Origin of the sequence: Streptomyces sp. NBC_00207 (assembly GCF_045160965.1) — a bacterium.
Classification (GTDB): Bacteria; Actinomycetota; Actinomycetes; order Streptomycetales; family Streptomycetaceae; genus Streptomyces.
In genome coordinates, this window is the sequence record NZ_CP130715.1 from 5,710,383 (window position 1) to 5,722,939 (window position 12,557).

The window sequence follows — 12,557 nt, forward strand, 5'->3', positions numbered from 1 at the left end:
GCTCTGACCTGCAACAACACTGCGGACAGGGACCGTTGTCAGTGGCGTGGTGCACCTTGGATGCAGCAGTCGGAAGCGGCTGCCGAGCCTTGGAGGGGGACCATGACCACGCCCGAGAACGAACGCCCGGCCGAAGCGCTGCGACCGCACGCCGAAGACGCCTTCGCACACGAACTGAAAGCCCTCGCGGCCGCCGACGACCGGCCCCGCCCGGCCCGCTGGAAGCTCTCCCCCTGGGCCGTCGCCACGTACCTGCAGGGCGGCACGCTCGACGACGGCACGGTCATCACACCCAAGTACGTCGGACCGCGCCGCATCGTCGAAGTCGCCGTCACCACCCTGGCCACCGACCGCGCCCTGCTCCTGCTCGGCGTCCCCGGCACCGCCAAGACCTGGGTGTCCGAACACCTCGCCGCCGCCGTCAGCGGAGACTCCACCCTCCTCGTCCAGGGCACCGCCGGCACCCCCGAGGAAGCCATCCGGTACGGCTGGAACTACGCCCGGCTCCTCGCCCACGGCCCCAGCCGCGAGGCCCTCGTCCCCAGCCCCGTCATGCGGGCCATGGCCGAGGGCATGACCGCCCGCGTCGAGGAGCTCACCCGCATCCCCGCCGACGTCCAGGACACCCTCATCACCGTCCTGTCCGAGAAGACGCTGCCGATACCGGAGCTCGGCGAAGAGGTACAGGCCGTGCGCGGCTTCAACCTCATCGCCACCGCCAACGACCGCGACCGCGGGGTCAACGAACTCTCCAGCGCGCTGCGCCGCCGCTTCAACACCGTCGTGCTGCCGCTGCCCGCCAGCGCCGACGCCGAGGTCGACATCGTCGCCCGCCGGGTCGACCAGATGGGCCGCGCCCTCGACCTGCCGGCCGCGCCCGAAGGCCTGGAGGAGATCCGCCGCGTCGTCACCGTCTTCCGCGAGCTGCGCGACGGGGTCACCGGCGACGGCCGCACGAAGGTGAAGTCGCCCAGCGGCACGCTGTCCACCGCCGAGGCCATCTCCGTCGTCACCGGCGGCCTGGCCCTCGCCGCCCACTTCGGGGACGGCGTGCTGCGCCCCTCCGACGTGGCCGCCGGGATCCTCGGCGCCGTGGTCCGCGACCCGGCCGCCGACAAGGTGGTCTGGCAGGAGTACCTGGAGGCCGTGGTCCGCGAGCGCGACGGCTGGAAGGACTTCTACCGGGCCTGCCGGGAGGTGACGGTTTGACTTTGCTCTCCCTAGCGGGAGAGGTATTCCACCCTCACGGGTGGGACTTCCTGCTTCACCACGGACCGCCCCGACCGAGAGGAGGACTCCCGATGAGGTCTTACACCCGCTCCACAGGCAGCAACCGCCAGCCCGGCGGCAAGAAGATTCACAGCGGCGTTGACGTCCCGGTCATGGACCGTCCCGCAGCCTTCGCACGTCCACGCACGGACGTTCAGGGGCATCTTGTCGGCGATGGCCCCGCAGGCCGAGCACAGGTGCGTGCTGGGAAACCACCGGTCAACGGTGATCAGCTCGCGCCCGTACCAGGCCGTCTTGTACTCCAGCATGGACCGGAGCTGACGCCATGCCGCGTCGCTGATGGCACGGGCGAGCTTGCGGCTCTTGAGCAGGTTGCGGACGGTCAAGTCCTCGATCACGAGCGTTTGGTTTTCGCGCACGAGTCGAGTCGTCAGCTTGTGCAGGTGGTCCCTTCGGCGATCGGCGATCCGGGCATGAATGCTCGCCACCCGCGTGCGGGCTTTGGCTTGGTTCTTGCTGCCCTTCTCCTTGCGCGACAACGCCCGCTGGGCGCGGGCCAAGCGCTCCCGGTCCCGGAGTTCGTGCTTCGGGTTCTCGACCTTTTCCCCGGTGGAGAGGGTGACCAGGGCTGTCAGCCCGGCATCAATGCCCACCACGTTCGCGGTGACCGGCATCGGGGCGGGGGCGTCCTCGCAGAGCAGGGAAACGAACCAGCGCCCCGCGCTGTCGCGGGACACCGTGACGGTGGTCGGCTCCACACCAGCAGGCAGGGGGCGGGACCACACGATGTCCAGCGGCTCGGTCATCTTCGCGAGGGTCAGTCGGCCGTCCCTGTAGCGAAACGCGCTGCGCGTGTACTCGGCCGAGGCGCGGGACTTCCGCTTCGACTTGAAGCGGGGGTACTTCGACCGCTTCCCCCAGAACTTTGTGAACGCACTCTGCAAGTGTCTGAGGGCTTGCTGGAGCGGAACCGAGGAAACCTCGGCCAGATAGGCCAGTTCCTCGGTCTTCTTCCACGCAGTGAGCATCGCCGACGTCTGCCCGTAGCTCACCTGTTGCTCGCCCGCGGCCCGTGTCTCAGCGCGAGCAGCGAGGGCGAGGTTGTAGACCTTGCGCACACACCCGAATGTCCGGCACAGCTCAGCTGCCTGCGCATTGGTCGGATAGAAGCGGTACTTGAATGCCCGTTTCACGGAAGAAGCTCCCACGCCCAGGACGCTAGGGGCGGTCAAGACACGAACACAAGCCTGGGGCACAGCGCCACGCAGCGACACCTGGCTGCTGCGTGGATCCGAGCCGAGGATGCGTTTCCGTCCCTGGCTACATCCAGTTCCTACGATTCCCACACAAGGAGATCCAGATGAGCCCGAGCCCGCAGGGCCCGCTGCTGCTGGGGGTGCGGCACCACGGGCCCGGCTCGGCCCGCGCTGTGCGGGCCGCGCTGGACGCGGCCCGCCCGGCGGCCGTGCTGATCGAGGGGCCGCCCGAGGGGGACGGGCTGCTCGCGCTGGCCGCCGACCCCGGGATGCGGCCGCCCGTGGCGCTGCTCGCGCACGCCGCGGACGACCCCGGCCGGGCCGCGTTCTGGCCGCTGGCCGGCTTCTCCCCGGAGTGGGTGGCGATCCGCTGGGCGCAGCAGGCCGGCGTACCGGTGCGGTTCATGGACCTGCCGGCCGCGCACTCGCTGGCCGCCGAGCCGGATGCGGACCACGAAGAGCCCGACGCGGTCAGGGTGGACCCCCTCGCGGTGCTGGCCGAGACCGCCGGGTACGACGACCCCGAGCGCTGGTGGGAGGACGTCGTCGAGCACCGGGGCACCGGGGGCGGGCCCGAGGAGGTGCTCGGCGCGTTCGAGGCGCTCGGGGAGGCCATGGGAGCCCTGCGCGAGGCGTACGGCGACGGCGGCCACCACCGCGACCTCGTGCGCGAGGCGTACATGCGGCAGCGGATGCGGGCCGCCCGCCGGGAGTTCGGCGACGCGTACGCCGTGGTGTGCGGGGCCTGGCACGTCCCGGCCCTGCGGGCGAAGACCACCGTGGCCGCGGACAGGGCACTGCTGAGCGGCCTGCCGAAGGTCAAGGTGGAGACCACCTGGGTGCCGTGGACCCACCGCCGGCTCGCCCGGGCCGGCGGGTACGGCGCGGGGATCACCTCGCCCGGCTGGTACGCCCACCTCTTCGAGGCCCGGGACCGGCCCGTCGAGCGGTGGCTGACCAAGGTCGCCGGCCTGCTGCGCGCGGAGGACCGGCAGGTCTCCTCGGCGCACGTCATCGAGGCGGTCCGGCTGGCCGACACCCTGGCCGCGATGCGGGGACGGCCGCTGCCCGGCCTGACGGAGACCCTCGAAGCGGTCCGGGCGGTGATGTGCGACGGCTCCGACATACCGCTCGCGCTGATCGAGGACCGCCTGGTGGTCGGCGACGTGCTCGGCGAGGTCCCGGACGCGGCGCCCGTCGTACCGCTCCAGCGGGACCTGACGCGGCAGCAGCGCTCGCTGCGGCTCAAGGCCGAGGCGCAGGACCGCGAACTGGAACTCGACCTGCGCAAGGACACCGACGCGGCGAAGTCCCTGCTGCTGCACCGGCTGCGGCTGCTCGGCATCGGATGGGGCACCCCGACCGCCTCCCGCGGCAGCACCGGGACCTTCCGGGAGACGTGGCGGCTGCGGTGGGAGCCCGAACTGTCGGTGCGGGTCGCCGAGGCCGGGATCTGGGGCACCACGGTCCTGGCGGCGGCCACCGCCAAGGCCGAGGCCGACGCGGCCGGAGCCGAGGAGCTGGGCGAGGTGACGGCGCTCGCCGAGCGGTGCCTGCTGGCCGGGCTGTCGCAGGCGCTGCCAGCCGTACTGCGGGCCCTCGCGGACCGGGCCGCACTGGACACCGACGTGGCGCGCCTCGCCAAGGCCCTGCCCGCGCTGGCCCGTTCGCTGCGGTACGGGGACGTGCGCGGCACCGACGCGACCGCGCTCGCCGTGGTGGCGGCCGGGCTCGCCGAGCGGATATGCGTGGCGCTGCCGCCGGCCTGCGCGGCCGGCCTGGACGCCGACGCGGCGGCGGAGCTGCGGGGCCACGTGGACGGGGTGCACGGGGCGGTGGCGCTGCTGGCCGACGCCGACGAGGGGCTGCGGGAGCGCTGGTCCGCGGTGCTGTGGACGCTGGCCGGCCGGGACACCGTGCCGGGCGTCATCCGTGGCCGGGCGGCCAGACTGCTCCTCGACGACGGGCGGCTGCCGGCCGAGGAGACGGCGCGGCTGATGGGGCTCGCGCTGTCCCCGGCCACCCCTCCGGCCGACGCGGCGGGCTGGATCGAGGGCTTCGCGGGCGGGAGTTCGGGCGGGGGCACGCTGCTGGTCCACGACGACCGGCTGCTGGGGCTCATCGACACCTGGCTGGTGGGGGTGCCGGAGCGGGCCTTCACCGACGTACTCCCGCTGCTGCGGAGGACCTTCGGGGCGTACGAGCCGGGGGTGAAGCGGAGCCTGGGCGAGCTGGTGCGGCGGGGGCCGGGCGGTTCCGCGGCTGCCGTGCCGGGCTTGGCACCTGCGGGTTTCGGGCCCGAGCTGGATCCCGTGCGGGCGGATGCGGTGGTGGGGCTGGTGCGGATGCTGCTCGCCGGGTAACGCGCGGCGCCGTTGCCGGGGCTCCGCCCCGGACCCCGCGCCTCAAACGCCGGCGGGGCTGGATTGGTGCGGCGGGGCCGGATGGTGCGGCCGGGCTGGAAGTGGCAGTGGATACGACGAGTGGGGGACAGGCGGATGAACGGTACGGACAGGGCGCAGGACACCGCGGACCGGGCCGGAGGCGAGCGGTTGCGGCGGTGGCGGATGGTGCTGGGCGGGGGTGAGGCCGACGGGACCGGGTGTGCGCTGGGCGGGCGGGATGCTGCGATGGACGCCGCGCTCGGCGCGCTGTACGGCGGCGACGGGGGGTCCCGCAAGGGATCGGGTGCGCGGTCGGCGGGGCTCGGCGGGTCCGCGCCGAACGTGGCGCGCTGGCTCGGGGACATCCGTACGTACTTCCCCAGCTCGGTGGTGCAGGTGATGCAGCGCGACGCGATCGAGCGGCTCGGTCTGTCCACGCTGCTGCTGGAACCGGAGATGCTGGAGGCCGTCGAGCCGGACGTACACCTCGTGGGCACACTGCTCTCGCTGAACAAGGCCATGCCCGAGACGACGAAGGAGACGGCGCGGGCCGTCGTCCGCAAGGTGGTCGAGCAGCTGGAGAAGAAGCTCGCGGCCAGGACCCGGGCGACGCTGACCGGCGCCCTCGACCGGTCCGCGCGGATCAGCCGCCCCCGCCACCACGACATCGACTGGAACCGCACGATCCGGGCCAACCTCAAGAACTACCTGCCCGAGTACCGGACCGTCGTCCCCGAGCGGCTGATCGGGTACGGCCGTGCGGCGCAATCGGTGAAGAAGGAGGTGATCCTCTGCATCGACCAGTCGGGTTCGATGGCGGCCTCCGTCGTCTACGCCTCCGTCTTCGGCGCGGTGCTGGCCTCGATGCGCTCGATCGCGACCCGGCTCGTCGTCTTCGACACCGCCGTCGTGGACCTCACCGATCAGCTCGACGACCCGGTCGACGTCCTCTTCGGCACCCAACTGGGTGGCGGCACCGACATCAACCGCGCCCTCGCCTACTGCCAGTCGAAGATCACCCGGCCCGCCGACACCGTCGTCGTCCTGATCAGTGATCTCTACGAGGGCGGCATCCGCAACGAGATGCTCAAGCGGGTCGCCGCCATGAAGGGGGCGGGGGTCGAGTTCGTGACCCTGCTGGCGCTGTCCGACGAGGGAGCCCCGGCCTACGACCGCGAGCACGCCGCCGCCCTTGCGGCGCTCGGCGCACCGGCCTTCGCCTGCACCCCCGACCTGTTCCCGGAGGTCATGGCCGCGGCGCTGGAGAAGCGGCCCCTGCCGACCCCCTGACGGCCCGGCTGCGGCCCCGTCCCGGCCCTGCGTGTGAATCGGTGAAACACACGAACTTCCAGTTCAACCGTGAGGCGATCTGTGACAGGTATCACCGCTCAGGTGTGATCTGCGATTTAGGGACCTACGGCCTGCGGGGATAACCTGCGGGACGGACATGCCGCGTCCACGGTCACCGTGTGCGCCTTCCTTGTGACAGCGCCGTCACGTTGCCCTCCGCGGCACGCCCACGCAGATAGCAGACAACCGCGAATCACTGCGAATCTTTAAAAAAGACAAGGGACGGACGCGCGTGGACCTGTTCGAGTACCAGGCGAGGGACCTCTTCGCCAAGCACGGTGTACCGGTGCTGGCCGGTGAAGTCATCGACACGCCTGAGGCGGCTCGCGAGGCCACCGAGCGGCTGGGCGGCAAGTCGGTCGTCAAGGCGCAGGTGAAGGTCGGCGGCCGCGGCAAGGCCGGCGGCGTGAAGCTGGCCGCCACCCCGGACGAGGCCGTCGCCCGGGCGACGGACATCCTCGGCATGGACATCAAGGGCCACACGGTCCACAAGGTGATGATCGCCGAGACGGCTCCCGAGATCCTCGAGGAGTACTACGTCTCGTACCTCCTCGACCGCACCAACCGCACCTTCCTCGCCATGGCGTCGGTCGCGGGCGGCATGGACATCGAGCAGGTCGCCGAGGAGACCCCGGAGAAGCTCGCCAAGGTCCCGGTGAACGCCAACGAGGGCGTGACCATCGAGAAGGCCCGCGAGATCGTCGCGCTGGCGCAGTTCCCGGCCGAGGTCGCGGAGAAGGTCGCCGAGGTACTCGTGACCCTGTGGGCGACCTTCATCGCCGAGGACGCGCTCCTCGTCGAGGTCAACCCGCTCGCGAAGGTCGCCAACGGCGACGTCATCGCGCTCGACGGCAAGGTCTCGCTCGACGAGAACGCCGAGTTCCGCCAGCCGGGTCACGAGGAGTTCGTGGACCACGCGGCCGCGAACCCGCTCGAGGCCGCCGCCAAGGCGAAGAACCTCAACTACGTCAAGCTCGACGGTGAGGTCGGCATCATCGGCAACGGCGCGGGTCTCGTCATGAGCACCCTCGACGTCGTCGCCTACGCCGGCGAGAACCACGGTGGCGTCAAGCCCGCCAACTTCCTGGACATCGGCGGTGGCGCCTCCGCCGCCGTCATGGCCAACGGTCTCGAGATCATCCTCGGCGACCCGGACGTCAAGTCCGTCTTCGTCAACGTCTTCGGTGGCATCACCGCCTGTGACGAGGTCGCCAACGGCATCGTCCAGGCGCTGCAGCTGCTGAAGGACAAGGGCGAAGAGGTCACCAAGCCCCTCGTCGTCCGTCTCGACGGCAACAACGCCGAGCTGGGTCGCAAGATCCTCTCGGACGCCAACCACCCGCTGGTGCAGCGCGTGGACACCATGGACGGCGCGGCCGACAAGGCCGCCGAGCTCGCGGCTGCGAAGTAAGGGCAGAGGTCACAGACTCACATGGCTATCTTCCTCAACAAGGACAGCAAGGTCATCGTCCAGGGCATGACCGGTGCCACGGGCATGAAGCACACCAAGCTGATGCTGGCTGACGGCACCAACATCGTCGGCGGCGTGAACCCGCGCAAGGCCGGCACCACCGTCGACTTCGACGGCACCGAGGTCCCGGTCTTCGGCTCCGTCGCCGAGGCGATGGAGAAGACGGGCGCCAACGTCTCCGTCCTCTTCGTCCCGCCGGCCTTCGCCAAGGCCGCCGTGGTCGAGGCGATCGACGCCGAGATCCCGCTGGCCGTCGTCATCACCGAGGGCATCGCGGTGCACGACTCCGCCGCCTTCTGGGCGTACGCGACCGCCAAGGGCAACAAGACCCGGATCATCGGCCCGAACTGCCCGGGTCTGATCACCCCCGGCCAGTCCAACGCCGGCATCATCCCGGGCGACATCACCAAGCCCGGCAAGATCGGTCTCGTGTCCAAGTCCGGCACGCTGACCTACCAGATGATGTACGAGCTGCGCGACATCGGCTTCACCTCCGCCGTCGGCATCGGTGGCGACCCGGTCATCGGCACCACGCACATCGACGCCCTGGAGGCCTTCGAGGCCGACCCGGACACCGAGCTGATCGTCATGATCGGCGAGATCGGCGGCGACGCCGAGGAGCGTGCGGCGGACTTCATCGCGAAGAACGTCACCAAGCCGGTCGTCGGTTACGTCGCGGGCTTCACCGCCCCCGAGGGCAAGACCATGGGCCACGCCGGCGCCATCGTCTCGGGTTCTTCGGGCACCGCACAGGCCAAGAAGGAAGCCCTCGAGGCCGCCGGTGTCAAGGTCGGCAAGACGCCGACCGAGACCGCGAAGCTGGCGCGCGAGATCCTGAACGCCGCTCAGTAAGCAGTCCCCGTACGGTCACACGTACGGATGTACGGATGCACGGGCGTGGCCCGCACCCCTCGATGGGTGCGGGCCACGCCCGTTCTCATTCGCTCTTCGGGGCGATCCTGGCCGGCCCGGCCTCCGGGTCGGCGCGCAGCTTGTCGTGCAGTTGCCGGCTCCGCACCGTGAGCTGCTGGGGGCCGCTCAGCGGCGGCACGCCGGAGACGCTCTGGCCGGGTGCCTGCGGGGGCTCGTAGTGGTCGGCCGCGGTCACCGCGGTGTAGCCGGTCGCGGTGGCGATCACCGCGGTCAGCCCGAGGGCCCCGCGGCTCCACAGCCGTACGCGCCGCTCGCCCCCGCCCCGGACGGCCGCCGCCGGGCGCGGGTCGAGCGGAGCGGCCGGCCGCAGCGTGGTGAACAGGTCGCGCAGCAGGGCGGACTGCTTCTCGGGCGGTACCTCGGCCAGCTCGGGGATCCGGCCGGCGAGGTCGGCGTGCGCGCGCACGAGGCGGATGCCGGCGGTGGGGGTGCTGGCCTCGGTCTCGGCGGCGGTGTCGGGCAGGTCGAGGCCGACCCCGTCGTAGAGCATGACGGTACGGCGGTGGCGCGTGGGCAGCGCGAGCACGGCATCGAGCAGGATGCGGTCGGCGGGATCGGCGGGGCGGGCGTCCTGCCGGCGGTGGGCGCGCCGGAACCGGTGCCAGGGGGAGAGGGCGTAGTCGTACGCGACCGCGCGCACCCAGCCCACCGGATCCGGGTCGGTCGCCACCTCGGGCCACCGGGCCCAGGCGCGGGTGAACGCGCGCTCCACGGCCTTCAGGGCGAGGGTCCGGCGGCCGGTGAGCAGGTAGGTCTGCCGGGCCAGGGCGGGGGCGGCGTGGTCGTAGAGGGCGTCGAAGTCCGCGGCCGGGCCCCTTGCCGGGCCTGCTGCCGGAACCCCTGCGGAGTCCTCGGCGGAGGCCTCGGCGGGCGCGGTGGGCGCGTCCGCTGCCGCCGTCTGCGCCGTCTGCGCCGTCTGCGCCGTCTGCGCCGTTCGGGGCGTCCCGGCCTCGGATGCCCTACCGGCAGGCCCGTCTGACGTGGTGTCGGCCTGCTCCGGGGCGGTCGCAGGCGCCGCCAGGGCGGTCAGGAACGCCGCGTACGCCTCGCGGTTGCGGCCGCGGGGGTCCGTGCGGCCCGTTTCCCAGGAGCGGACCGTCGTCGCGGTGACGCCCACCGCCTCCGCGACCTGCTCGTGCGTCAGATTCGCCGCTTCGCGCAGTCGGCGCCGCTCCTCGGGGGCGGGCAGGCCCAGCTCCGAGGCCGATGAGGAGGTCGTCTCGACGCTTCCGGTCATGCCACACTCCCCGCGACCCGACCGCCCTGGACGAAAAAGTACATAAACGTATATTGAGCGACACCACGGACATTCGCCTGTTACCCGCCCATAGCGCGTGTCGTTGGCACCATGGCGGGGTGACCCAAGTGACCGAACGCGGGACCTCGTTGCCGGCGGCCCCGCACGCCGGTGCGCGGCGCCGCTCGCCCGCCGCCGCAGCATGCGTGGCGGGCGGCGCCGTGGCGGCCGGACTCGGGCTCGGCTTCCTCGCCGTGCTCGTCATCGTGCTGTGGATCAGTTCCCCCTACCCCGACAGCGGCCCCGGCGGGGCCCTGCACCTCGCCGCCGGACTGTGGCTGCTCGCCCACGGGACCGAGCTGGTGCGGTACGAGACGCTCTCCGGCGTGCCCGCGCCCGTCGGCCTGACGCCGCTGCTCCTCGTCGCGCTGCCCGTGCTCCTCATGCGGCGGGCCGCCCGGCTGGGGAGCGCGTCGGAGGAGGACGAGGAGGTACTGCCGGCCGGCGCCGTGTTCTCTGCCGTGCTCTGCGGATACCTCGCCGTCGGGGCCCTCGCCACGGTCTACGCAGCCGGCGGCCCCATGCCGGCCGACCCGATCAGCGCGGCCTGGCACGTCCCGCTGGTCGCCGTGCTCGCCGCCCTGGGCGGGGTGTGGGGGGCCAGGGGGCGGCCGCTCGGACCGCTGCCGTCCTGGGTGCCAGAGGGCGTACGAAGGGCCGTCGCGCGCCCCCGGTACGCGCTGGCGCTGCGTGCCGGGGCGGGCGGGGCGCTGGTCCTGCTGGGCGGCGGCGCGCTGCTCGTCGGCGCCTCGCTCGCCTGGCACGGCGCTGAGGTCCAGACCTCGTTCCTGTCGCTGACCGGGGTGTGGTCGGGCCGGTTCGCGGTCCTGCTGCTCGCACTCGCGCTGATGCCGAACGCCACCGTCTGGGGCGCGGCCTACGCCCTCGGGCCCGGCTTCGCCCTCGGCGCCGGCGCCACGGCCACGCCCCTCGGCTTCACGAGCCAGCCCGGGCTGCCGCGGTTCCCGCTGCTGGCGGCGCTCCCGCCCGAGGGGCCCGGGACCCCGCTGACCTGGGCGGCCGCCGGAGTGCCGGTGGTCGCCGGGCTGGCGGTGGGCTGGTTCGCGGTCCGGCGGGCGCGCGAGGTCTCGTACGGGGAGACCGCGCTCACGGCGGCGCTGGGCGCAGTGGTCTGCGGGCTGGTGATGACCGGGCTCGCGGCGGCCTCGGCGGGGCCGCTGGGTTCGCGGCGGCTGTCCGACTTCGGGCCGGTGTGGTGGGCCACCGGGGCGGCGGCCTGCGCGTGGACGCTGCTGCTGGCGGTGCCGGTGGCGGTGGCGGTGCATGCGTGGCGGAACCGGCCGGCCAGAGGGCTGGCCGCGCTCGACGCGCTGTCCGCGCTGGACGTGGACGAGGTGGTGGACGACCGGTGGCACGACAGTGGCGTACGGGAGGTTCGGTGGGCCGCGATGCGGAGGGCTGCGGGCACGCTGATTCCGGAGATCGGGGCGGGCGCGTCCCCGCCGGTGCCTCCGGCGGCTCCGCTGGTTCCCCCGACTGCCTCGGCTCCCCCGATTGCCCCGGCTCCCGTGACTCCCTTGGCTCCGGCCGCTGCTGAGGCTCCTGTTGCGCGGGCGCCCCGGGCGGTGACCGTCGTGTCGGGGCGCGGGCTGGATCTGACGCCGATCCTGATCGCGGCGAAACCGGTCGACGTGCCGATGGCTCCGCCGGTCGTGGGGGCGCGGGTGCTGGCCCGGCGGAAGCCGCCCGCCTAGGCCCGGCTGCCGGGGGCTCCGCCCCCAGACCCCCGCGCCTCAAACGCCGGCGGGGCTGGAATGTGACGGCGGAGCCGAGGACCGGGGCTCTGCCCCGGGCCCCGCGCCTCAAACGCCGGCGGGGCTGAAATTGGTGCGGCGAGGCTACTGGCGGACCTTCAGGACGTCGCCGATCACGTTGTCCGGGAGGAGGGTGTTGCACTGGAGTTCCGCCGCGCTCGTGAGGGCGTCGTCGCGGCAGACGTAGAAGTCCTTGTACGCGAGCTGCAGCCCGTACGAGCTCATCGCCAGCAGGATCGCCAGCGAGGCCGTGACCAGGCCGCTCACCGCCGCCGTGCGCTGGGGGCGGGCCGCCGGTCCCAGGGCGTCCAGGCCCGTCGGGGCGCCCGGCTCACCGGTTGCCGCCGCGGGCTTGCCGCGCAGGGCGCTGATGCCCCAGTACAGGGCGAGCGCACCCAGCAGCAGGCCCACCGACGGGATGCCGAAGATCCCGAAGAAGAAGCCCCACATGCCGGCCAGCAGCGCATAGCGGGCGCGGCGCTGGATCGGGTCGGTCGGGTCCCAGCGCGCCGGGCCCCGGCGGCCGTCGGAATCCCCCGGGCCCTCCCCGTTCCCGCCGTCACCGCCGCTGCGCGGCTGCCAGGGCTGGTCGGGCCGGCCTTCCGGCGGAGCCGCGAAGGGGTTGTCGTCGGTGGGGGAGTCGGGCTGGCGGCGGTCCGGCATCGGGTGTGTTTCTTCCCCTGTGTCATGGACGTCGTGGCGACGTCGTGGCGAGGTGAGGCCAGTTTGCGGCTTGTACGCCAGACGCTACCGCCCGGCCGTCCCCCCGTCCCTCGGGGGCCGTCCGGTGTGCCGGTATCGTTGCAGGCGGTCGGTGGCTTCGTATGGTTCCCCGTATATCGGTACCCCGAAGTTTCGTAT

The 12,557-nt window shown here is 72.7% G+C and carries 9 protein-coding genes; 6 read left to right on the top strand and 3 right to left on the bottom strand.

Annotation, left to right across the window (positions count from 1 at the left end; translation table 11 throughout):
* Positions 1-102: 102 nt before the first annotated feature.
* A complete protein-coding gene (locus OG472_RS27140; protein WP_362852019.1) occupies positions 103-1,209 on the top strand; it encodes an AAA family ATPase in 1,107 nt (368 codons plus the stop codon).
* 11 nt (positions 1,210-1,220) lie between these two features.
* On the opposite strand, the gene OG472_RS27145 is transcribed toward OG472_RS27140, so the two are convergent.
* Positions 1,221-2,423, bottom strand: coding sequence for an RNA-guided endonuclease InsQ/TnpB family protein (locus OG472_RS27145; RefSeq protein WP_401607254.1), 1,203 nt, complete (start codon positions 2,421-2,423; stop codon positions 1,221-1,223).
* Positions 2,424-2,590: 167 nt separating this feature from the next.
* Here OG472_RS27145 and OG472_RS27150 point away from each other — a divergent pair, with 167 nt between their 5' ends.
* From OG472_RS27150 to sucD, 4 genes are all read left to right on the top strand, one after another.
* Positions 2,591-4,849, top strand: a complete 2,259-nt coding sequence (locus tag OG472_RS27150) for a DUF5682 family protein (RefSeq protein ID WP_405942155.1) — start codon at positions 2,591-2,593, stop codon at positions 4,847-4,849.
* Between the two features lie 135 nt (positions 4,850-4,984).
* Positions 4,985-6,160 carry a VWA domain-containing protein gene (locus OG472_RS27155; RefSeq protein WP_405942156.1) on the top strand — a complete coding sequence of 392 codons (1,176 nt, stop codon included), beginning with the start codon at positions 4,985-4,987 and terminating at the stop codon, positions 6,158-6,160.
* A 292-nt stretch (positions 6,161-6,452) separates the two neighbouring features.
* Entirely contained in the window at positions 6,453-7,631 is a 1,179-nt protein-coding gene (gene sucC / locus OG472_RS27160) for an ADP-forming succinate--CoA ligase subunit beta (protein WP_361771006.1), read from the top strand.
* 21 nt (positions 7,632-7,652) lie between these two features.
* Positions 7,653-8,543 carry a succinate--CoA ligase subunit alpha gene (gene sucD / locus OG472_RS27165; protein ID WP_362056576.1) on the top strand — a complete coding sequence of 297 codons (891 nt, stop codon included), beginning with the start codon at positions 7,653-7,655 and terminating at the stop codon, positions 8,541-8,543.
* Between the two features lie 85 nt (positions 8,544-8,628).
* Here the strand turns inward: sucD and OG472_RS27170 are convergent, their stop codons facing one another.
* Positions 8,629-9,861: a helix-turn-helix domain-containing protein gene (locus tag OG472_RS27170; RefSeq protein WP_405942157.1), complete on the bottom strand. Its 1,233-nt coding sequence runs from the start codon at positions 9,859-9,861 to the stop codon at positions 8,629-8,631.
* Positions 9,862-9,980: 119 nt separating this feature from the next.
* Between OG472_RS27170 and OG472_RS27175 the strand changes: the two genes are divergently transcribed.
* Positions 9,981-11,636, top strand: a complete 1,656-nt coding sequence (locus OG472_RS27175; protein ID WP_405942158.1) for a DUF6350 family protein — start codon at positions 9,981-9,983, stop codon at positions 11,634-11,636.
* A gap of 144 nt (positions 11,637-11,780) precedes the next feature.
* Here OG472_RS27175 and OG472_RS27180 read toward each other — a convergent pair whose 3' ends face one another.
* Complete coding sequence (locus OG472_RS27180; protein WP_401607244.1) at positions 11,781-12,359, bottom strand: hypothetical protein; 579 nt, start codon at positions 12,357-12,359, stop codon at positions 11,781-11,783.
* Between the last annotated feature and the right edge of the window lie 198 nt (positions 12,360-12,557).

Coding starts and splice junctions, on each gene's coding strand:
- OG472_RS27140 (WP_362852019.1), top strand. CDS start 103: ATGACCACGCCCGAGAACGAACGCCCGGCCGAAGCGCTGCGACCGCAC.
- OG472_RS27150 (WP_405942155.1), top strand. CDS start 2,591: ATGAGCCCGAGCCCGCAGGGCCCGCTGCTGCTGGGGGTGCGGCACCAC.
- OG472_RS27155 (WP_405942156.1), top strand. CDS start 4,985: ATGAACGGTACGGACAGGGCGCAGGACACCGCGGACCGGGCCGGAGGC.
- sucD (WP_362056576.1), top strand. CDS start 7,653: ATGGCTATCTTCCTCAACAAGGACAGCAAGGTCATCGTCCAGGGCATG.
- OG472_RS27170 (WP_405942157.1), bottom strand. CDS start 9,861: ATGACCGGAAGCGTCGAGACGACCTCCTCATCGGCCTCGGAGCTGGGC.
- OG472_RS27180 (WP_401607244.1), bottom strand. CDS start 12,359: ATGCCGGACCGCCGCCAGCCCGACTCCCCCACCGACGACAACCCCTTC.